Genomic DNA, 20,631 nt, shown 5'->3' with positions numbered 1-20,631 from the left:
CGGATCCGGCCGGATCCAGGAAAGGAACACAAGAATAATGGTCCACAAAGTACAGGCCGTCATCGCCAGGGAGAAGAATGCCCCGGTTTCGCTGGAGACTATTCTGGTCCCGGATCCAGGTCCGGGGGAGGCCCTGGTGGACATTCTCACCTGCGGCGTCTGCCACACGGACCTGCACTACAAGCAGGGCGGAATTGGCGACGAGTTCCCTTATCTGCTGGGCCATGAGGCCACGGGTATAGTCAGCGCGGTGGGTCCCGACGTCACCAGCGTCGTCCCGGGTGACCGGGTGATCCTGAACTGGCGCGCTGTCTGTGGGGAATGCCGCGCCTGTGCCAAGGGACAGCCGCAATACTGCTTTAACACGCACAACGCGACGCAGAAGATGACCCTCGAGGACGGTACGGAACTCTCTCCCGCGCTGGGTATTGGCGCCTTCGCGGAGAAGACACTCGTTGCCGCCGGACAGTGCACCAAAATTGACGACGACGCGGATCCCGCCGCCGTCGGGCTGCTCGGCTGCGGTGTGATGGCCGGCATCGGTGCCGCCATCAACACGGGCGAGGTCAAGCGCGGCGAATCCGTGGCCGTGATCGGCTGCGGCGGCGTGGGTATCGCCGCGATCGCCGGCGCCAAGCTGGCCGGCGCCACCACCATCATCGCGGTGGACATCGACGCCAACAAGGTGGAGATGGCCAAGTCCCTTGGGGCCACGCACGGCGTGGACTCCGGCAAGGAAGATCCCATCGAGGCCATCCGGGCCCTCACCGGAGGTAACGGAGCGGACGTGGTGATAGACGCCGTCGGACGCCCCGAAACCTACAGACAGGCGTTCTACGCCCGTGACCTTGCCGGCCGCGTGGTGCTGGTGGGCGTCCCGACGCCGGACATGAAGCTTGAACTGCCCCTGCTGGATGTCTTTGGCCGGGGCGGGTCGCTGAAGTCCTCCTGGTACGGCGACTGCCTGCCCTCCCGTGATTTCCCCATGCTCGTGGCGCATTACAAGCAGGGCAACCTTGACCTGGATGCCTTCGTCACCGAGCGGATCACCATCGATCAGGTGGAGGAAGCCTTCGCCAGGATGCACGATGGCAAGGTCCTGCGCTCGGTTGTTGAAGTACAGACCCTGAAGGAGTTCTCATGACAGTCACCATCGAAAACCTGGTCACCTCGGGCACTTTTTCGCTCGACGGCGGCAGCTGGGACGTGGACAACAACGTCTGGATCGTGGGTAACGGGGATGAGTGCGTGATCATCGATTCCCCGCACGATGCGGCAGCGATCATCAACCAGGTCCGTGGCCGGAAGGTCCTGGCCATCCTGCTGACCCACGCGCACAATGACCACATCGGCGCGGCGCGGGAGGTCGCGGCCGCCGTGGGCGCCCCGATCATCCTGAACCCGGAGGACCTGGTCCTCTGGAAGCAGGTCTACCCGGATACGGACCCGGACCGGTACCACGGCGACGGTGACGTGTTTGAGGTGGGCGGCACCGCGCTGCTGGCCATCCACACCCCGGGCCATTCCCCGGGCTCCACCTGCTTCTACCTCGAACGTGAGGGAACGGTCTTCACCGGCGACACCCTCTTTAACGGTGGACCGGGAGCGACGGGACGCTCCTACAGTGACTACCCCACCATCCTGACGTCCATCAGGGAACGGCTGCTTACCCTCCCGCCGGAGACCGTGGTCCGCACCGGCCACGGCGATAACACCAGTATCGGGGACGAGCGCAACACCCTGACCAGAATCCCCCATTAGCGGTCCATCGTCGTGTCGAAGGTGCTCGGGCGAATCCGGCGCGCCTTCCACTGTGAGGGTGGGCAGAGAGCATTCGTTGATCCGGATTAGCCGGCAGGCTGATTTTTTCGACTGCCCCGGCTGTCCGCTGCCCGAATCGGACAAGAAGCGTACTCGGGACCGAGTTCCGCGATTTGGCGGGGGCCACGTTACTGGGTTAGGGTCAATGCCGTTTACTTAGCACGCGTGTGTTAATCTTTCGGCGTGGCGCGTGGTGGATGGGTAACACCCGAAGGTCCTGAGCGGTTGAGCGATCATGTCTCGATCGGCGTTTTGACGCGGGTGTTTCCGCCGGATGTGGTGGATCGGGTGATCGCACGGACTGGTTCCGGTGAGCAGCGCAGCCGCTTGCTGCCCTCGCGCTTGATGGTTTATTACGTGATGGCGTTGGCGTTGTTTTCTGCAGGTTCGTATGAGGAAGTGATGCGGTCCCTGCTGTCCGGGATGGAATGGATCACGGGCCGGTTCCGCCCCTGGCAGATGCCGACGAAGGCCGCGATTTTCAAGGCCCGGACCAGGCTCGGTTCGGCCGTGATGGCCGAGTTGTTCGCCGAGACCGCCAAGCCTTTGTCGGGACCGGGCGGCCCTGGCTTCTACAAAGGGTGGCGCCTGGTGTCCGTGGACGGAACCTGCCTGGACCTAGCCGACACGCCCGCGAACGAGCGCGCGTACGGCCGGCCCGGAACGGCCACGGACCTCAAGAGCGCCTACCCGCAGGCGAGGGTCCTCGGTCTGGTCGAATGCGGCACACACGCGGTGATCGGCGCCGTGGTCTCCGGTTCCTCCACGTCCGAGCACGACCTGTATCCGGGCCTGCTCCACAGGCTGGAGAAGGACATGCTGGCCATGGCCGGCCGCGGGTTCTTCTCGTACACGGCCTGGAAGGACAGTGCCGGAACCGGCGCCGCCCTGTTGTGGCGGGTCAAGGCCAATGCCGTGCTCCCCGTGCTTGAGGAACTCGGCGACGGTTCCTTCCTTTCTGCGGTCTACTCGGCCCCGAAGGCCCGGCGGAACAACACGGACCCGATCCGGGTCCGCGTCATCGAATACACGGTCACGACCGGCGAGACCACCAGCGGCCGCTGAAACGAATACCAAAAAATCCTAAGTAAACGGCTTTGGGGTTAGGGCTGTCGATTTGCAGGTGTAGGGAATGCCGGATTCCTTCCGTTTCGACTGCTACTCAGAACAGCAAAGGTGCCAGTCGCGACGTCAGTTCGCGGGCCGCTTCCGAGTGTTCGCGGATTATGGCAAACCGTTCTGCAGGACTGGAGAGGCAAAGGGCTGCTCCGACCGGTCCGTTGGGCAGTCTTATTGGAAGTGCCAGGCTGGCGGATCCTTGTTCTAATTCGTTAATTTCCCAGGCCTCGTCCTTGATCCTTATTTCCGCGAGCTGTTCTTCCAGTTGACCCCTGTCCGTGATGGTGTGCTGTGTCAGTTGCTTCAACGGCTCTTTCGGGAATGGGGGCGCCGAATCGGCAAGTTCAGCAAGCATCAGTTTCCCTGCGGCAGAGCTGTGTGGATACCGAAGCATTTCGAATACTGAGTGGAGCGGATAATCGGGATCTTCATCTGCGATTCTGAGAGAAGCGTTCCGGAACATGATTAGGTGCACTGCGAAACGGTTTCCACTTCGGAATTTCCTTATGACGGTTCGGGCCGCGGTGGGAACGGTGGGGGGAGTCGCAGCCGTAACCAGGCCCGAGATGGCGTGTCCGAGCGCGAATCCGTGGAGGTCAGATGTGCGGACCAAATATTCGTCCGCGACGAGCGAATTCAGTACCCGGTAGGCGGTCGCCTGGGGCATACGCAAGGCGTTCGTGATCTCTTTCGCCGTAGTCCCCGTTCCGAGCCGCGCCACGATCTCTAGGATCCGGATCGAGCTCGACGCCGCATTGGAATGCGTTGCCCTGTAGTTCATTGGTCGGGCCTGCCATGAAACAGGTCTAATTCCCGTGTCTCGTCGTAGATGCCCACGGACGCCAGACGCTCCGGTATCCGGAAGTGAAGGAACGTGGCGTAAATGACGCTGGCGAGGACGACACCACCGTAGATAACAGCCTGCTGGTTGCCTGTGCGAACTGATGCCGCCGCAGCCGTCCAGAGCACGGCCCCCAAGGTTAGGGAGGATGCCGCTCCCAATATCCAGCTGCCGTGAGTGTTTTCTCCTATTCGGCGAAGGAAGAAGGGTAGGGACGCGCTGGCAAGAATATAGGACCCCAGGTATCCGTAGGCGCCCAGGGTGAAGAGGTCCACTAGGCCCCGCTCAGGACTGGCGCCAGAGATGATGATCGCGATTGGAACCATGGCAATTACCGGCATTATGCACATGATTGCCGCCGAGGGAGTTCGAAAGGCGGGATGCGTGCGGCCGAATATTCGCGGCGCAACGCCTTCTCTTCCCATACAGAAAAATATCCGAGCAAGGGCATTCGCCGATGCGATCGTGCACGCAAACCAGGATGCCGCGATTCCCAAGTCAAGGACTGCGGCGAACACGGGGGAAGTCTGGGAAAACAGGTCAGACAACGGGGTGGAGCTGGCTACGATGTTTGGCGGCGCCCCTTTGAGGGCCACTTCCTGGGAGGTCACGGCAAGAAGATAAAGCACGCCCGCCAGGATGGGGGTCCACGTGATGGCCCTCGGGACGCTGACGAAAGGCCTCTGCGCCTCGCCTCCGAGTGTGGTCGGGCTTTCGAAGCCAACAAAGGCACTTACAGCCACGACGATTCCAATTGGTAACAAGTCTAAATTCCCTGTCCAAACAAACAAGCTCTCGACGCGAACCTTCGGTGCGTGAAAGACGAAGTAAGCAATCATGAGAACGGCGAGGACTCCAATGGAAATGGACTCCATCAACAACGTGGACCACGCCGATATCTGGATTCCCCTAACCATGAGGAAACAGGCGGCGGACGCTGTGGCAAGAATAACGAGCACAGTGACGACTCTGGAGTCTGCGGGGGTTACCCCAAGGTTGATGAACAGCTGAACGACATATGTGCCAACAACCAGTAGACCGGCCATGGCGACGACGGCGTAACCGAACATGGCGGACCAGCCCGCGGTAATTGCTGTCCGCTGGCCAAGTCCTTTCGCCGTGTAGCTGTAGAGGCCGCTGACTGCAGCCATGCGCTTTGCCATCGGTTTCAGACAGAAGGAAACCAGAACCATGACAGCCATGGCTATACCGAATGTCAACACAAGGTTAGGTCCACTGGTTCCAAAGACAAGACCAGGAAAGACAAGAGCCGGAATGACAGACATGGCACCCGCAGGCGCCACGGCGGCTATCGCCTGTGCAAAAACCGGCAAGAAGGATAGTTTCCGGCGGTTGAGACCCTCCACTGGAGAACGGGGATTGATGAACCGATCAGCACGGGCAGACACCAAGCGCTACCTTTCCCTCACGCTCGGCCTGCTTGCTGGAGACGCAAGTCACAAGCCTGAGGTGCCAAACATTAGCACCGCGGCCACGGCGAGGATGCTCGCGGGCGTGGTTCGAAATGTTTCCAACATGTTAACTGAAGTGGGAAAAGGTGGCTCTGAAGTTCTCACGCGAATAGCTATAAACGTCTGGCCTAGATGAATTCTGTGGCGTAATTTTTTCTACACGGACGGAATGTGCGTGATCGGCGTCACGCCAGGGGAGTTCAGAGAAGAGCTCCACTGGGCCCTTAGGAACTTAAGGATGCCGGTTCGTTCGCCGGTACCGGGACGTTGCGGGTCAGGTGCCGCTAGTCCTGTCCGGGCGTCCTCAGAGGCAGATTTCCAGCACATTCATTGGCTGCCAAGTATTCGCCAAACCCGATCTGTTGCGGGCACTTCGACACTCAGGCCATTCGCGATCCTCATCCTTAAGAAAGAACCAAGGAGAAAAGCATGACTCTCAACACTGAAACCGAAACTGTAGTAGGGGTAGCGCATCCTCTGGATCCGTTGTCCCGCGCCGAGATTTCCCGGGCGGCTTCCATCTTGAAGGATGGCCCGGCCGCGGCGGAATCGTTCCGCTTCATCAGCGTTGAACTTCGCGAACCGGAGAAGGAACTGCTGCGGAGCGGCGCCACGACTGTGCGCGAGGCTGACGCGGTCCTGGTCAACCGTGCCGAGGGACGGTCCTACGAAGCGATCATCGACCTTGAGTCGGGCATCGTCACGGCGTGGAAGCAGCTGGCCTCCGGCGTTCAGCCGCCCTTCATGCTGGACGAGTTTGCAGAGGGTGAAGAGAGCTGCCGCAAAAACCTTGAAGTCCGGGCGGCCCTGGCCAAGCGGGGCATCACCGACATGGGCCTGGTCTGCTTCGAACCGTGGTCCGTGGGCTACTTCGGTGAAGACAACGAGGGCCGGCGCCTGATGCGCGCCCTCGTCTTCGTCCGCGAGGAAGCCGACGACAGCCCGTACGCACACCCGATTGAGAACTTCATCGTCATCGTTGACCTGAACTCCGGCGAGGTCGTCAAGGTCGAGGACGACCAGGCCATCCCCGTCCCCAGCGCCAGCGGCAACTACCTGCCCAAGTACGTCGGACCGGCCCGCACCGACCTCAAGCCCATCTCCATCACCCAGCCCGAAGGCGCGTCCTTCACGGTCACCGGAAACCACGTCCGGTGGGCCGACTGGTCCTTCCGCGTCGGTTTCACCCCCCGCGAAGGCCTGGTCCTTCACCAGCTCCGCTTCCAGGACCAGGGCGTGGAGCGTCCGGTGATCAACCGGGCATCACTGTCCGAAATGGTCGTCCCCTATGGTGACACCGCCCCCGTCCAGGCAAAGAAGAACGCCTTCGATTCGGGCGAATACAACATCGGCAACATGGCCAACTCCCTCACCCTCGGCTGCGACTGCCTGGGCGAAATCAAGTACTTCGATGGCATCACCACCGACAGCCACGGCAACCCGTGGACCATCGAGAACGCCATCTGCATGCACGAGGAAGACGACTCCATCCTCTGGAAGCACTTCGACTTCCGCGAGGGCACCGCCGAAACCCGGCGCAGCCGCAAACTCGTGATCTCCTTCATCGCCACCGTCGCGAACTACGAATACGCCTTCTACTGGCACCTCTTCCTCGACGGCAGCATCGAGTTCCTCGTCAAAGCCACCGGCATCCTCTCCACAGCCGGCCAGAAGCCCGGCGAGAAAACCCCGTACGGTCAGACGCTGAACAACGACGGACTCTACGGACCCATCCACCAGCACATGTTCAACGTCCGCATGGACTTCGAAATCGACGGCCCGAAGAACGTCGTCTACGAAGTGGACATGGAAATCCCCGAGCACAACCCCACCCACACCGCGTTCAAGGCCGTGGACCGGCTGCTCGAAACCGAACAGGCAGCAATCCGCAAGGCAGACCACGACAAGCACCGCTTCTGGAAAATCGCCAACCGCGACAGCAGGAACCTCGTGGACGAACCAGTCGCCTACCGCCTCATCCCCACCAACGCCATCACCCTGGCCGCCGGCGACGAGTCCTTCGTCAGCAAACGAGCACAATTCGCCCGCAACAACCTCTGGGTCACCGCTTACGACCGCACCGAACGTTTCGCCGCCGGCGAATTCCCCAACCAGGCCACCGGCGCCGACGACGGCCTGCACATCTGGACCCAAGCAGACCGGAACATCGTCGACCAGGACCTCGTAGTCTGGTACACCTTCGGCATGCACCACGTCGTCCGCCTCGAAGACTGGCCCATCATGCCCCGCCAAAACATCGGCTTCATGCTCGAACCCCACGGCTTCTTCAACCAAAACCCAACCCTCAACCTCCCCAGCTCGGCGGCCTCCTCTGATCACTGCAGCCCAGAAACCTCAAACCACTGCAGCTCCGGACACGAATCATGAGCACGCAAAGTCCCCGCGCGGACGCTCCAGCCAAGCACGGCTCCCAACCAGGCAAGCTTAAAGCCAACAGCCTAGGGTTGTGGGATGTTGTTTTCATGGCTGTGGCGACGTCCGCACCGATTACGGTGATGAGCGGAAATGTACCGTTTGCGGTTGGCTACGGTGTCGGAACCGGAACCCCGGCGACATATATCTGGGCGACGGTTATCCTGACGGTCTTTGCGGTCGCATATGTCTCCATGGCCCGCTACGTGACCTCAACAGCGGCCTTCTACGGATTCATTTCCCGCGGTTTGGGACGCGTGCTTGGCCTCGGGACTGGCTTCATGGTCACCTTCAGCTACATCGTCTTTGAAGCCAGCATCATCGGTATCTTCTCCTACTTCGGCCATCTAGCCTTTCAGGACCAGCTCGGGCTGGATGTTCACTGGGTCGTTTTCGCCGTGGTCGGCCTCCTCCTCATCGGGTTTCTGACCTACTTCGAGATCAGCCTCGCAGCAAAAATCCTTACATTGCTGCTGGCCACTGAGATCGGGATTCTGGCAATAATGGCCTTCGGCGTGCTCCTCCAGGGCGGGGGCCCCGACGGGCTGATGCCTGAGACGCTGAATCCAATTAATGTATTCCTGCCAAACGGTCTGCAGGTCGCCGCGCCGGGTCTCGCGATGTTCATCGCGTTCTGGTCCTGGACGGGATTCGAGTCGACGGTCATGTATGGGGAGGAATCGAAGAACCCGAAGAAGATTGTCCCCATCGCCACGTTGATCGCAGTCACGGGCGTCGGTATCTTCTATACGTTTGTCTCCTGGATGTCCGTCGCAGGGAACGGCGCCGAACAAGCCATCGCTTTGGCGCAAAGCGCCAATCCGCTCGACATGTTCTTTCACCCCACGGACGTCTTTGTCGGGCACGGGTGGGTTTTGGTCATGGAATGGCTGATGATGACCGGATCCTTCGCTTGTGCGATGGCCTTCCACAACGCGGCATCAAGGTACATGTACTCACTTGGTCGGGAAGGAATCCTCCCCAGCGTACTTGGCAAAACGCACCTGAAGCATGGGTCCCCGCACATCGCGTCGTTCCTCCAGACAGGCATTGCAATCCTGTGGATTCTCGGGTTCTGGTTCTTCAACAAGGATCCATACCTGGATGTCTTTGTTCTGCTGGCGGTGCTCGGGACATTCACGCTACTGATTGTGCAGACCATCACCATGGCCGCTGTATTCAACTACTTCCGGCACCACCACCCGGGAGAAAACGTATGGCGCACCAAGGTGGCACCCGTAGCCGGTGGAGTGGGGATGCTCGGTGTTGTCATCCTGATGTGCATGAATTTGGACACCGCTGCCGGGCCTGCAGCATCGTCTCTGCTCTTCAAGCTCATCCCCTACATCGCCGCGGGGCTGTTCATCGCCGGGGCAGGCTTGGCCCTATACCTGCGGAAGTCCAATCCGCTCAAGTATGAAACCATCGGCTACGTTGTTCTCGCCGAGGACGGTCACGGCCCGGTCCTGGACGAAGAAGATCCAGAGCCGATGCGCCCGATCGATCTCGAACGCATCAGGGAACTCGAGCGGAAGAATCCCCTGGGTGAGCTCGAACTGAGTGATGAAGATGAACTAGAGCTGGAGAGGGAACAGTCCTAAACAGGCGGTCCCCGGTGCTGTGGAAGCAGCGTCGGGGACCGGTCCCGTTAACTAACTCAAACCAGTAGGGAGAGCGTGATCCGTGTGTTCAATATCGCCATTACCTGGACCCTCAAGGCCTTCGTCTGCTACTTACCGGAAGTTATCAGATCCTGCCGGCGACAAAGTCCAAGCAACGCACGGATAGGGTTAACCAGAGCCTCCACGCCATCATCAACGTCCTGATGGCTGTCATGCTACGGAACCTCGCGCCGTCGTTCATGCTTGCTCAGATTGCCGTCCTCACTGGCACGGCACTGTGGTTTGTCATCCAAGCGGTCGCACGGCCGGAATTCAAAACACTCTGCGAGGGCAGCGACGGCCGACTGAAATGTGCCTACCACAGCATCAACATGGCTGGCGCTGCTCTCATGGTCGCCATGATGGGTCACGTGACCACAACGAGCCATGAAATGCCGGCCGGCGGAACGTCAACGCCTCACGCCCACCACGCGATGACAGCCGAAACCTAAAGCCCTCCGGCCGAACCATTTGATCACTCACCCGACCTAGCGCTCCTCCTGACAATAGTCTTCGGAGTTGCTGCGGTGGTATTCGCCGTCCTTCTGCTCCGTTTCCGGGTATCGACAACCACACTCCCCAACAAGGCCATGCCAAAACTGTCTGTCCGCACAGAACACGGGCTCGAAGTAATCGGCGCAGCTGCCATGGCCCTAATGTTTGCCACCATGTCCGCATGATGGTACCCGCGCTTCGCCACAGGGCTCTCGCCTGAACCGTCCTCGGCCGCGCTTACTGCTCCGCCTTCCAGGCCGAGCCCAGCACTTTTCCACTTTGTTTCATCTCGCCGTCGATGGTCCAGATGCGGGAATCCTGAGCTGCCGACTATCGGGCAGCAGCACGGCGATGCCTCGCCAGAGGTAGGCTGCCCATTTCGCGGTCATCCATGGACGCGGCAGATTGTCCCGGTACCGCAGTGTTTCTTACGCCGTCACCGGAGTCCGTGGCTGTGTGCCAGGGCGATGGCCTCGGTGCGTGAGCTGACGTTGAGCTTCCTGAACAGGTTCCGCACATGGAACTTGACCGTGTTCTCGCTGATGCCCAGCGTTGTGGCGATGGTCCGGTTGCGGTGTCCGGCGACAAGGTGCTGGAGTACCTCGAGTTCCCGGGCGGCAAGGTCCCAGCCGGCGGCGTTGCCGGCCGGACGGGTCTGCAGGTCCAGGGGGAGTGTCACGAAGACGTCTGCACCCCAGCCTGGCATGACGTCGATCCGCAACTGTCCGGTGAGCGCCTGGACCCGGCGGTCCAGGCGGGCGATGCTCGGCGCGTCGGCTTTGAGTGCACCCCGGCCGTCGTCGCGGACGTTGATCAGCAGGTTTTCGCCGTCGCAGTCCCACTGCGTCCGTACCCTGCTGACGTCCGGTTGTTCCGTCATGGCCAGCACAAGTCCGCGGACGATGGCCCGTGCCGCGTGGGCAACTTCGCCGGGCAGGGCCCTTCCGTTCAGCGGCGGTTCGATGAATTCGATCTCGATGCCGCTGTAGCGTGTGAGCGGCCGCAGGTCCTCCCGCAAGCGCTCGAAGGCCTTCGCGACCGGCTCCTTCACCAGGTCCGTTGTGCGGTCGCTGTGGGTCCGGAGCCCGATCAACGCCTTGGCGGTGAGGTCGGTGACGGTTGAGCGGGCTGCCGCGTCGTCCAGGGAGGATGAGCGCAGCGCTGCCAGGAGGGTCTCCAGGGTGGTGGAATGCAGATCGGTCAGTTCCGCCGTCACGCGAAGACGTTCAGCGGATGCCGCCCGGGATTCGAGCAGGTACGACGGCGGCGCATCGGCCACCTTCTCGCGGATCCGCCGCGCAGTGAGGCGCCACAGATACGTCACCAGCTCCAGCCCGGCGGTGTGCCCTGCATCGGCAGGGGGATCGGTGAGGACCAGGAGGGCGTTACTGGGAGCGTGCTTGAGGGCGAGCACGGGGCGGGTCCGGCCGGCGAGCTCGGCTTCCCCGAACCAGGGGACCTCATCCTTAAGGGCGGCCCGAAGCGTGTCCAGCTCAGTGATGGAGACGCGGGAAATGATTTCTTCATCGCCCGCCTTTTTCTGTGGCCGCCCCGTGCAGTCTTCGGTGAAGATGACCAGCGCACTGCTTCCCATGAAGCGGAGTGTGGCATCGCGCAACCGCTCCGCTATCTGGGCTAGGGGGGCATCGGCCAAGGCTGCCACGCTCTGCAAAAGCGGCCACGGCAGGTCTGGAAGAGGCGTGGTGGGGTCCTTCAGGGATGCGTCCGGTGCTGCACTCATCCGAACAGCTTACCGGGGCGGAAGCGTCCAACCAACCCAAAAGGGTAGTAAGAACCGTCAGAAAACAGTGTTACCCCTGCCCATTTGGTTCGCAATCATTGATATCAACCAGAAAGTATCCGTCCGGCCGCTCCAGGCCGACCAGATCCAAAAGGACAAACCGTGAACCCGACAACAAATGTGATGCTCTCCGGCACTACAAATTCAGCAACACTTGACTGGACGCCCGCGGACGAGCGCGCCGTTGACACAGCCCGTGTTTTGGCGGCGGACGCTGTGGAGAAGGTCGGCAACGGCCACCCCGGCACGGCCATGAGCCTTGCACCGGCAGCGTACCTCCTCTTCCAGAAGCTGATGCGCCACGACCCCCGTGACCCGGACTGGCTGGGACGTGACCGGTTCATCCTGTCACCCGGCCACTCCTCGCTTACCCTTTACATCCAGTTGTTCCTGTCCGGCTACGGACTGGAAATGGACGACCTTAAAGCGCTGCGCACCTGGGATTCCCTTACGCCGGGCCACCCCGAGTACAAGCACACCGCCGGCGTCGAAATCACCACCGGCCCGCTGGGCCAGGGCCTTGCCTCCTCCGTCGGCTTCGCGTACTCCCAGCGCCGGATGCGCGGCCTGTTCGACGCCGACGCTGCCGAGGGCACTTCCCCGTTCGATCACACCATCTGGGTCATCGCTTCCGACGGCGACATCCAGGAAGGCGTGACCTCGGAGGCTTCCTCCCTGGCCGGGCACCAGGAACTGGGCAACCTCGTGGTGGTTTACGACGAGAACCACATCTCCATCGAGGACGACACCGACATCTCCTTCACTGAGGATGTCCTGAAGCGTTACGAGGCGTACGGCTGGCACACCCAGCGTGTTGACTGGACCGAGACGGGCGAATACGTAGAAGACGTCCAGGAGCTGTACTCGGCCCTGCTCGCTGCGAAGGCCGAGACCTCCAAGCCGTCGATCATCTCGCTTCGCACCATCATCGGATACCCGGCGCCGAAGAAGCAGAACACCGGCAAGATCCACGGTTCAGCCCTCGGTGCCGACGAAGTGGCAGGCCTCAAGCAGGTCCTGGGCTTTGACCCTGCTAAGTCCTTCGAGGTGGACCAGGACGTCCTGGCCCACGCCCGCGCCGTCGTCGACCGCGGTGCTGCCGCCCGCAGTGAGTGGGATTCCTCGTTTGAGGCATGGCAGTCCGGAAACCCTGAGGGCGCTGCCCTGTTGGAGCGGATCGAAGCCAAGAAGCTTCCCGCCGGACTCGATGCAGCCCTGCCGGTCTTCGAAGCCGGCAAGGATGTCTCCACTCGCGCGGCGTCGGGTAAGGTCCTGAATGCGCTGGGCCCGGTCATGCCGGAACTGTGGGGCGGTTCGGCCGACCTCGCGGAGTCCAACAACACCACCATCGAGGGCTCGCCGTCATTCATTCCGGTCTCCCGCTCCACGGATGCCTGGAAGGGCAACCCGTACGGCCGGGTCCTGCACTTCGGCATCCGCGAACACGCCGCAGCGTCGATCGTGAACGGCATTTCGCTGCACGGCCGGACCCGCGCATTCTCCGGCACGTTCCTGATCTTCAGTGACTACCAGCGCCCGGCCATCCGCCTCTCCGCACTCATGGGCGTCCCGTCCATCTACGTATGGTCGCATGACTCCATCGGCCTGGGCGAAGACGGACCCACCCACCAGCCGGTGGAACAGCTCTCCACCCTGCGCGCCATCGTGGGCCTGGACGTTGTCCGTCCGGGTGACGCGAACGAGGTAGGCATCGCGTGGAAGACCATGCTGGAGAACCACGAAAACCCGGCCGGTATCGTCCTGACCCGTCAGAACGTACCCACCTTCGCCCGCGGCAAGGGCGCAGCTGAGGGTGACACCTTTGCTTCCCCGGCGGGTGTGGCCAAGGGCGGCTACGTGCTGGCCGAGGCATCGAGGAACGGCGCTACCGTTCCGGCCGACGTGCTGCTCATCGCTACCGGTTCCGAGGTGCAGTTGGCCGTCCAGGCCCGCGAAACCCTCCAGGCCGAAGGCATCGCCGCCCGCGTCATCTCCATGCCGTGCGTCGAATGGTTCAACAAGCAGGACGCGGCCTACCGCGAGTCCGTGCTTCCCGTCGCCGTCAAGGCCCGCGTCTCCGTGGAGGCCGGCCTGGCCCTGGGCTGGAAGGAGTTCGTTGGCGACGCCGGCCGCTCCATCAGCCTGGAGCACTACGGTGCTTCCGCTGACTACAAGCGCCTGTTCCAGGAGTTCGGTATCACCGCGGAGGCTGTTGCCGCCGCTGCCAAGGATTCCCTCGCCGCGGCCGGCAACTAACCTTTCCACTGCACTGCGGCCGGCGCCGCGGGACGGCCTCATGGGGGGCGTCCCGCGGCACCGCCGCGAACTGTCACCTGTCCGTAATTTTGAAGGAAGAAGCAGAAGCCATGACCAACGCAACCCCCACCGCCCAGCTGTCCAACGCCGGTGTATCCATCTGGCTCGATGACCTCTCGCGCGAGCGTCTCGCCAGCGGCAGCCTGCAAAAGCTCATCGACGAAAAGAACGTGGTGGGCGTGACCACCAACCCGTCCATCTTCCAGGCCGCGATCACCTCCGGCTCGGACTACGACGCAAAGATCGCCGAACTTGCCGCGCAGGGCGCCGGCGTCGAGGAGACCATCTTCGAGATCACCACCACCGATGTCGCTGACGCCTGCGACCTGTTCGCCCCAATCGCCGCCGCCACCAAGGGTGTGGACGGTCGTGTCTCCATTGAGGTTGACCCCCGTCTCGCCTGGGACACCGAGGGCACCATCGCCGAGGCCAAGAACCTCTACAAGAAGGTGGACAAGGACAACGTCCACATCAAGATCCCGGCAACGCTCGAAGGCCTCGCGGCCATCACGGCAACCCTGGGCGAGGGCATCAGCGTGAACGTGACCCTGATTTTCTCCCTGGAGCGCTACCGGGCAGTCATCAACGCCTTCCAGTCCGGCCTGGAGCTAGCCAAGGAAAACGGTCACGACCTCGCCAGGATCCACTCGGTGGCATCGTTCTTCGTCTCCCGCGTTGACTCCGAGATCGACAAGCGCCTCGACGCCATTGGCACCGACGAGGCCAAGGCCCTCAAGGGCAAGGCCGGCGTGGCCAACGCCCGCCTGGCCTACCAGGTCTACGAAGAGCTCTTCGCCACCGAACGCTGGGCGGTCCTGGCTGGCGCCGGCGCCCTCCCGCAGCGTCCGCTGTGGGCCTCGACCGGTGTTAAGGACCCGGCCTACCCGGACACCCTGTACGTGACCGGGCTGGTTGCTGCCGACGTCGTCAACACCATGCCGGAGAAGACCCTCGACGCCACGTTCGACCACGGAGTCGTCACCGGCGACACCATCACCGGCGCCTACGCCGAAGCCAAGGGCACCCTGTATGCCCTGGATGCCCTGGGTATCTCCTACAACGAGGTTGTTGCACTCCTGGAATCCGAGGGCCTGGACAAGTTCGTCGCCAGCTGGAAGGAACTGCTGGCTGACGTCGAAGGCGCACTCGCCACCGCACGGAAGGCATCCTGACCCGAGCTCTGACCGCTACCGAAAGGCTGACATCATGTCCGCATCACCTCTGAACTGCTGCATCAACCCCAGCATCCTCTCGGCCGACTTCGTCAACCTCGAGGCCGAACTTGCCCGCATCAGCAACGCCGATGCCGTGCACGTGGATGTCATGGACAACCACTTTGTGCCAAATCTGACCATCGGCCTGCCTGTTGTAGAACGGCTGCAGAAGGTCAGCCCCGTCCCGTTGGACGCCCACCTGATGATTGCCAATGTGGACCGCTGGGCGCCGCAGTACGCCGACGCCGGCCTGAGCTCTGTGACGTTCCACGTGGAGGCATCCGACGCCCCCATCAAACTCGCCCGCGAACTCCGTGCGCGCGGGGCCAAGGCGGGCATGGCACTGCGCCCGGCCACCCCGGTGGAACCGTACCTGGACATGCTCCCGGAACTGGACATGCTGTTGATCATGACGGTGGAGCCCGGCTTCGGCGGCCAGGCATTCCTGGACGTCATGTTGCCCAAGATCCGCCGTGCCCGCGCGGCGATCGAGGGTTCCGGGGTGAACGTGGCCATCCAGGTCGACGGCGGCATCACGGAAGAAACCATCACCCGCGCCGCGGAAGCCGGCGCCAACGTCTTCGTGGCCGGATCAGCCGTCTACGGCAGGCCCTCGCCCGAGGACGCCATCGAGTCACTGCGCACGAACGGGCAGCTCGCCTTCGGCCGAAGGGCTCTCCACTTGAACAACACCGCACCCCAACCAGCCTGAAGGACCACACATGCGCGTTCACATCGCAACCGACCACGCCGGGATGGAGCTAAGCGCCCACCTCATCAATGCACTGTCTGCCAACGGCTACGAGATGGTGGACCACGGGCCGGCCGCCTATGACGCCGAGGACGACTACCCGGCGTTCTGTATTAAGGCAGCAGCCGCCGTCGTGGCCGACCAGGCCGCGGGCGTGGACGCCCTCGGAATCGTACTGGGCGGCTCGGGCAACGGTGAGCAGATCGCCGCGAACAAGGTCAAAGGCGTCCGCGCGGCCTTGGCCTGGAACCTCGACACGGCGAAACTGGCCCGCGAACACAACAATGCCAACGTGGTGGCAGTGGGCGGGCGGCAGCACACCGTTCACGAGGCGACCGAACTGATCGAAGCGTTCCTGGCAGAACCGTTCAGCAATGCTGAACGCCACGAACGCCGCATCGGCAAGATCGCCACCTACGAAACCACCGGCGAGGTGGCCGAATAAAACCCGGCTGCGTCATAGCTCCGTCCCATGCGGCGGGGCTATGGCGTAGCCGCCTTCTTGTTTAAGTCGCCGTCCTGGTTGAATTCCGAACCGGAAGGCGTAGAGCGCCTGGACCAAATGGGAACGGGCGCATAGACGAAAACTCAGCATAGGAGTCAGCATGCCCATTGCAACCCCAGAGATCTACTCCGAGATGATCGACCGTGCCAAGGCCGGTGGCTATGCATTCCCGGCCGTCAACGTCACCTCTTCGCAGACGCTGAACGCCGCCCTGCGCGGCTTCGCCGAGGCTGAGTCCGATGGCATCGTCCAGGTGTCCACCGGCGGTGCCGCCTACTGGTCCGGCGCATCGGTCAAGGACATGGTGGCCGGTTCACTCGGTTTCGCCGCGTTCGCCCGTGAGATGGCGAAGAACTACAACGTCAACATCGCCCTGCACACGGACCACTGCCCGAAGGACAAGCTGGACGGCTTTGTCCTGCCGCTGCTGGCAGCTTCGGAGGCCGAGGTCAAGGCCGGCCGCAACCCGATCTTCAACTCGCACATGTGGGACGGTTCGCATGAGCCGTTGAATGAGAATCTGAGCACCGCGCGCGAACTGCTGGAGCGCACCGCCGCCGCGAAGATGATCCTGGAAGTTGAAATCGGCATCGTCGGTGGCGAGGAGGACGGCGTGGAAAACGCCATCAACGACAAGCTGTACACCACGGTCGAGGATGCCCTGGCCACCATCGAGGCCCTCGGTGCCGGCGAGAACGGCCGCTACATGACTGCCCTGACGTTCGGCAACGTGCACGGCGTGTACAAGCCGGGCGGCGTGAAGCTGCGCCCGGAGATCCTCAAGGACATCCAGGCTCAAGTGGGAGCCAAGCTGGGCAACGACAGCCCGTTCGACCTCGTGTTCCACGGCGGCTCCGGCTCCAGCGACCAGGAGATCGCCGACGCCGTCTCCTACGGCGTGATCAAGATGAACATCGACACCGACACCCAGTACGCCTACACCCGTCCCGTGGTGGACCACATGTTCAAGAACTACGCCGGCGTGCTGAAGGTCGACGGCGAAGTGGGCAACAAGAAGCTCTACGATCCCCGCATCTGGGGTGCCTCCGCCGAGGCCGGCCTGTCCGCCCGCCTCGTGGAAGCGACCAAGCAGCTCGGCTCCGCCGGAAAAACGTTCTAAAGAAAAGGTCAGCCGAACAGGACCGCTGCCTCCTCGTAGCGGTCCTGTGGCACGGTCTTCAGCTGGCCCAATGCTTCCTCAAAATTCACGTGCCGGATATCCGTCCCCTTCAGCGCCACCATGGTGCCCCAGCAGCCCTCAACCACGGAATCAATGGCGGCCATGCCCAGGCGCGTTGCGAGGACGCGGTCGAAGGCCGACGGAACGCCGCCGCGCTGGATGTGGCCCAGAATGGTGGCTCGGGTTTCGATGCCGGTCCGGGCTTCCAGTTCCGGAACCAGCTGGTCCGCGATGCCGCCCAGACGGGGCCGGCCGAAGGTGTCCAGGCCCCGCTCTGAGTACGGGGATTCCATATGCTCTGGAACAAAGCCCTCGGCCACAACTACCAGCGGCGCGCGTCCGCGGGCGTGGGCTTCCTTCACCCACTGAGCGATCTGTCCAATACTGATCTTCTGCTCCGGAATCAGGATGGCGTGCGCGCCCGCGGCCATGCCTGCGTGCAGGGCAATCCAGCCCACATGCCGGCCCATGACCTCGGCGATCATGCACCGGTGGTGGGATTCTGCCGTGGTGCGCAGCCTGTCGATCGCTTCGGTGGCGATCTGCACGGCGGTGTCGAAGCCGAAGGTGTAGTCGGTGGCGTCGAGGTCGTTGTCCACCGTCTTGGGGACGCCCACGATCTTCAGCCCTGCGTCGGTGAGCCGCTTCGCGGCGGCGAGGGTTCCCTCACCGCCGATGGCAATGATGGCGTCGATGCCCAGGCGGTCCATGTGGGCCTTGATGAGCGCGGGTCCGCCGCCGTTTTCGAACGGGTTGGTGCGGGACGTACCCAGGATGGTGCCGCCCTGCTTGGCAATGCCGCGGACCATGGTGCGGGGGATCTCGATGATGTTGCCCTCAACCACGCCGCGCCAGCCGTCCAGGAACCCGACGAACTCGTGGCCGTGGACGGTAATGCCTTTAAGTACGGCGCCGCGGATGACCGCGTTCAGGCCGGGGCAGTCGCCGCCGCTGGTGAGGATTCCAATTTTCATGTTTCGGCTCAAATTCTGGGAGAGGGTTTACAGGAAGAGCGCCACACTGACGCACCTGGAAGTGTTGTAGGAGCTAGGTAGTAGGGCACAAACCGGTTGCAGATCCGGGGTGCGCCACACCGCACAAGCCTGAGCTGCACGTGCCGCTTCAAGGCGAAACTCCTGTCCGGGATTGCGCTCCACTGACCTGCTGATCATGCCTTGCTGCCAGAACGGCGAGGTCGTGGATAAGCTGTTGCACTTCGCGGTCACGGCCTGGGACGGGCCGTACCTGGGAGAGGGGAACAGGTTTCCTGAGAGGAGTGGGAGCGGGAGGCTGGCCTGGCGACGGCGGTGTGAGAGGCGGCTCCTTAGCCGCAGAGGAATCAACAAAGAGCATTGAGTCCTCCTTCAACTAGGCCGATTTCAACGCGGCAAGCACTGACATGGCCTCCTGGACCACATCCCTCGCGGGGAACGACGGCCAGTTAACGCCTGCCATTTCCTCCATAACCCGGACTACCTGGCAGCTGTAGCCGAACTCGTTGTCGTACCAGACGTACAGGACGAGGTTCTTGCCGTTGGAGATGGTGGCTAGGCCATCAACAATGCCGGCATGGCGGGAACCGACGAAATCCGTGGAGACAACTTCGGGTGAATCCATATAGTCGATTTGCTTGCGCAGGTCAGAGTGCAGTGACATGTCGCGGAGGAAGCTGTTGACCTCATCCTTGGTGGTGCCGTTTTCCAGGCTGAGGTTCAGGATGGCCAGGCTGACGTCCGGGGTAGGGACGCGGATGGAACTTCCCGTAAGCTTGCCCAGAAGTTCCGGCAGCGCCTTCGCCACAGCAGTGGCCGCTCCGGTTTCCGTGATCACCATGTTCAGCGCGGCGGAGCGGCCGCGGCGGTCGCCCTTGTGGAAATTGTCGATCAGGTTCTGGTCGTTGGTGAACGAGTGGACGGTCTCCACATGACCGTGGATCACGCCGAACCTGTCATTGATTGCCTTCAGGACCGGGGTGATGGCGTTGGTGGTGCAGGACGCCGCGGACACGATCTGGTCAGTATCCTCGATGCTGCCGTGGTTAATGCCGTGCACGATGTTCTTCAGCGCGCCCTTGCCCGGAGCAGTGAGGAGCACGCGGGCAACACCCTTGCTCTGCAGGTGCTGCGACAGGCCTTCAGCGTCGCGCCAGCGGCCCGTGTTGTCCACTACGAGGGCATCCCTGATGCCGTAGGCGGTGTAATCGATGGTGGCGGGATTGTCCGAGTAAATGACCTGGACCTGGACACCGTTCGCGGTGATGGTGTTGGCAGCCTCGTCCACACGGATGGTCCCCTCGAAGGAGCCGTGGACCGAGTCGCGGCGCAGGAGGCTGGCGCGCTTGGTGAGGTCCTTGTCCGAGCCTCGGCGTACCACGATGGCGCGCAGGCGCAGGCCGTGGCCGCCACCTGCCTTTTCGATCAGGAGGCGGGCAAGCAGGCGGCCGATCCGGCCAAAGCCGTAGAGCACGATGTCAGTGCTGGTGCGGTCATCAGCGCCGCGCCGGCCGACGACGTCGGCGAGTTCGGTACGGAGGAACTTCTCCAGCGTTACCCCGGCGCCCTCTTCCTTGAACTTCTGGTTGAGGCGGGCGATATCGATAGCTGCCGCGCCCAACTCCAATCCGGCGAGGGCGTTCAGGAGCGGGGCGGTCTCCTCCAGGAGCAGCTCGTCTTCACTGACCCGACGCGCGAAGCGGTGCGCCTTCAGGATGTTCATGGTGGACTTGTTGACCAGGCTGCGGCCGTGGATGCTCGTAACCACATTGTTTTCGCGGTACAGCCGACCAATCACCGGAATCATGGCCTCGGCAAGGGCCTCCCGGCCCATCCACGTCACAAGGCAAGAATCTGAGGGTTGTAGCATGGGGCGTCCTTTCGCAATGGCTGATTTGTTGGAGCTTGGCCTAGCCTCCATGGTCCTGTCATTTACGGATAGGGGAAACGCCATTTCCGGATGGTTTTGACTACCCTATTGGGTAGTCTGAGCGGCGCGCCGTGGCGGAGCGCGGCCCTTTGCCCACCCG

At 62.5% G+C, this 20,631-nt stretch carries 16 protein-coding genes and 1 pseudogene; 12 read left to right on the top strand and 5 right to left on the bottom strand.

Going from position 1 to position 20,631, the window contains the following annotated elements; all coding sequences use genetic code 11:
* Nucleotides 1-37 precede the first annotated feature (37 nt).
* The 3 genes and pseudogenes from ACVWZ8_RS23055 to ACVWZ8_RS23045 form a co-directional block, all read left to right on the top strand.
* Nucleotides 38-1,144 carry an S-(hydroxymethyl)mycothiol dehydrogenase gene (locus ACVWZ8_RS23055; protein ID WP_456506128.1) on the top strand — a complete coding sequence of 369 codons (1,107 nt, stop codon included), beginning with the start codon at nucleotides 38-40 and terminating at the stop codon, nucleotides 1,142-1,144.
* The gene (locus ACVWZ8_RS23050) at nucleotides 1,141-1,761 is read left to right on the top strand and encodes an MBL fold metallo-hydrolase (RefSeq protein WP_456506127.1); all 621 of its coding nucleotides are present in this window, start codon (nucleotides 1,141-1,143) and stop codon (nucleotides 1,759-1,761) included. Before ACVWZ8_RS23055 ends, ACVWZ8_RS23050 begins: the two co-directional genes overlap by 4 nt.
* A 243-nt stretch (nucleotides 1,762-2,004) precedes the next feature.
* Nucleotides 2,005-2,877, top strand: a pseudogene (locus ACVWZ8_RS23045) (IS4 family transposase); the annotation flags it as partial.
* A gap of 106 nt (nucleotides 2,878-2,983) precedes the next feature.
* Here ACVWZ8_RS23045 and ACVWZ8_RS23040 read toward each other — a convergent pair.
* Both ACVWZ8_RS23040 and ACVWZ8_RS23035 read right to left on the bottom strand, forming a co-directional pair.
* Complete coding sequence (locus ACVWZ8_RS23040; RefSeq protein WP_456506126.1) at nucleotides 2,984-3,721, bottom strand: IclR family transcriptional regulator; 738 nt, start codon at nucleotides 3,719-3,721, stop codon at nucleotides 2,984-2,986.
* Entirely contained in the window at nucleotides 3,718-5,190 is a 1,473-nt protein-coding gene (locus ACVWZ8_RS23035) for an APC family permease (protein ID WP_456506125.1), read from the bottom strand. The genes ACVWZ8_RS23040 and ACVWZ8_RS23035 overlap by 4 nt, the downstream gene beginning before the upstream one ends.
* A 492-nt stretch (nucleotides 5,191-5,682) precedes the next feature.
* Here ACVWZ8_RS23035 and ACVWZ8_RS23030 point away from each other — a divergent pair, with 492 nt between their 5' ends.
* The 4 genes from ACVWZ8_RS23030 to ACVWZ8_RS23015 all read left to right on the top strand — a co-directional run bounded on the left by ACVWZ8_RS23030 (nucleotide 5,683) and on the right by ACVWZ8_RS23015 (nucleotide 10,027).
* Entirely contained in the window at nucleotides 5,683-7,641 is a 1,959-nt protein-coding gene (locus tag ACVWZ8_RS23030; protein ID WP_456506124.1) for a primary-amine oxidase, read from the top strand.
* A complete protein-coding gene (locus tag ACVWZ8_RS23025; RefSeq protein ID WP_456506123.1) occupies nucleotides 7,638-9,287 on the top strand; it encodes an APC family permease in 1,650 nt (549 codons plus the stop codon). Before ACVWZ8_RS23030 ends, ACVWZ8_RS23025 begins: the two co-directional genes overlap by 4 nt.
* Before the next feature lie 104 nt (nucleotides 9,288-9,391).
* Nucleotides 9,392-9,799 carry a DUF5134 domain-containing protein gene (locus ACVWZ8_RS23020; protein WP_456506156.1) on the top strand — a complete coding sequence of 136 codons (408 nt, stop codon included), beginning with the start codon at nucleotides 9,392-9,394 and terminating at the stop codon, nucleotides 9,797-9,799.
* A 48-nt stretch (nucleotides 9,800-9,847) separates the two neighbouring features.
* Nucleotides 9,848-10,027, top strand: a complete 180-nt coding sequence (locus ACVWZ8_RS23015; protein ID WP_456506155.1) for a hypothetical protein — start codon at nucleotides 9,848-9,850, stop codon at nucleotides 10,025-10,027.
* A gap of 251 nt (nucleotides 10,028-10,278) precedes the next feature.
* Here ACVWZ8_RS23015 and ACVWZ8_RS23010 read toward each other — a convergent pair whose 3' ends face one another.
* The gene (locus ACVWZ8_RS23010; protein ID WP_456506122.1) at nucleotides 10,279-11,583 is read right to left on the bottom strand and encodes a LuxR C-terminal-related transcriptional regulator; all 1,305 of its coding nucleotides are present in this window, start codon (nucleotides 11,581-11,583) and stop codon (nucleotides 10,279-10,281) included.
* Nucleotides 11,584-11,766: 183 nt separating this feature from the next.
* Here ACVWZ8_RS23010 and tkt point away from each other — a divergent pair, with 183 nt between their 5' ends.
* From tkt to fbaA, 5 genes are all read left to right on the top strand, one after another.
* Entirely contained in the window at nucleotides 11,767-13,899 is a 2,133-nt protein-coding gene (gene tkt / locus ACVWZ8_RS23005; protein ID WP_456506154.1) for a transketolase, read from the top strand.
* Between the two features lie 110 nt (nucleotides 13,900-14,009).
* Nucleotides 14,010-15,131 (top strand): transaldolase, encoded by a 1,122-nt coding sequence (gene tal, locus ACVWZ8_RS23000; protein WP_456506121.1) that lies wholly within the window; start codon nucleotides 14,010-14,012, stop codon nucleotides 15,129-15,131.
* A 34-nt stretch (nucleotides 15,132-15,165) separates the two neighbouring features.
* Nucleotides 15,166-15,885, top strand: coding sequence for a ribulose-phosphate 3-epimerase (rpe, locus tag ACVWZ8_RS22995; protein ID WP_456506120.1), 720 nt, complete (start codon nucleotides 15,166-15,168; stop codon nucleotides 15,883-15,885).
* A gap of 10 nt (nucleotides 15,886-15,895) precedes the next feature.
* Nucleotides 15,896-16,369 (top strand): ribose-5-phosphate isomerase, encoded by a 474-nt coding sequence (locus ACVWZ8_RS22990; RefSeq protein WP_456506119.1) that lies wholly within the window; start codon nucleotides 15,896-15,898, stop codon nucleotides 16,367-16,369.
* 160 nt (nucleotides 16,370-16,529) lie between these two features.
* Nucleotides 16,530-17,549: a class II fructose-bisphosphate aldolase gene (fbaA, locus tag ACVWZ8_RS22985; RefSeq protein WP_456506118.1), complete on the top strand. Its 1,020-nt coding sequence runs from the start codon at nucleotides 16,530-16,532 to the stop codon at nucleotides 17,547-17,549.
* A gap of 8 nt (nucleotides 17,550-17,557) precedes the next feature.
* On the opposite strand, the gene ACVWZ8_RS22980 is transcribed toward fbaA, so the two are convergent.
* Both ACVWZ8_RS22980 and ACVWZ8_RS22975 read right to left on the bottom strand, forming a co-directional pair.
* Nucleotides 17,558-18,583, bottom strand: coding sequence for an ATP-dependent 6-phosphofructokinase (locus tag ACVWZ8_RS22980; protein WP_456506117.1), 1,026 nt, complete (start codon nucleotides 18,581-18,583; stop codon nucleotides 17,558-17,560).
* A gap of 394 nt (nucleotides 18,584-18,977) precedes the next feature.
* Entirely contained in the window at nucleotides 18,978-20,471 is a 1,494-nt protein-coding gene (locus ACVWZ8_RS22975; protein WP_456506116.1) for a glyceraldehyde-3-phosphate dehydrogenase, read from the bottom strand.
* Nucleotides 20,472-20,631: the final 160 nt, after the last annotated feature.

Source organism: Arthrobacter sp. UYCu723, from assembly GCF_054059215.1.
Note: the sequence above shows the minus strand (reverse complement) of the source record. Positions and strands in the feature narration are given on the sequence as shown.

Bases quoted from the DNA above. Each gene is read 5' to 3' on its own strand.
- ACVWZ8_RS23055 (WP_456506128.1), top strand. From the start codon at position 38: ATGGTCCACAAAGTACAGGCCGTCATCGCCAGGGAGAAGAATGCCCCG.
- ACVWZ8_RS23050 (WP_456506127.1), top strand. From the start codon at position 1,141: ATGACAGTCACCATCGAAAACCTGGTCACCTCGGGCACTTTTTCGCTC.
- ACVWZ8_RS23040 (WP_456506126.1), bottom strand. From the start codon at position 3,721: ATGAACTACAGGGCAACGCATTCCAATGCGGCGTCGAGCTCGATCCGG.
- ACVWZ8_RS23030 (WP_456506124.1), top strand. From the start codon at position 5,683: ATGACTCTCAACACTGAAACCGAAACTGTAGTAGGGGTAGCGCATCCT.
- ACVWZ8_RS23025 (WP_456506123.1), top strand. From the start codon at position 7,638: ATGAGCACGCAAAGTCCCCGCGCGGACGCTCCAGCCAAGCACGGCTCC.
- ACVWZ8_RS23010 (WP_456506122.1), bottom strand. From the start codon at position 11,583: ATGAGTGCAGCACCGGACGCATCCCTGAAGGACCCCACCACGCCTCTT.
- tkt (WP_456506154.1), top strand. From the start codon at position 11,767: ATGCTCTCCGGCACTACAAATTCAGCAACACTTGACTGGACGCCCGCG.
- tal (WP_456506121.1), top strand. From the start codon at position 14,010: ATGACCAACGCAACCCCCACCGCCCAGCTGTCCAACGCCGGTGTATCC.
- rpe (WP_456506120.1), top strand. From the start codon at position 15,166: ATGTCCGCATCACCTCTGAACTGCTGCATCAACCCCAGCATCCTCTCG.
- ACVWZ8_RS22990 (WP_456506119.1), top strand. From the start codon at position 15,896: ATGCGCGTTCACATCGCAACCGACCACGCCGGGATGGAGCTAAGCGCC.
- fbaA (WP_456506118.1), top strand. From the start codon at position 16,530: ATGCCCATTGCAACCCCAGAGATCTACTCCGAGATGATCGACCGTGCC.
- ACVWZ8_RS22980 (WP_456506117.1), bottom strand. From the start codon at position 18,583: ATGAAAATTGGAATCCTCACCAGCGGCGGCGACTGCCCCGGCCTGAAC.
- ACVWZ8_RS22975 (WP_456506116.1), bottom strand. From the start codon at position 20,471: ATGCTACAACCCTCAGATTCTTGCCTTGTGACGTGGATGGGCCGGGAG.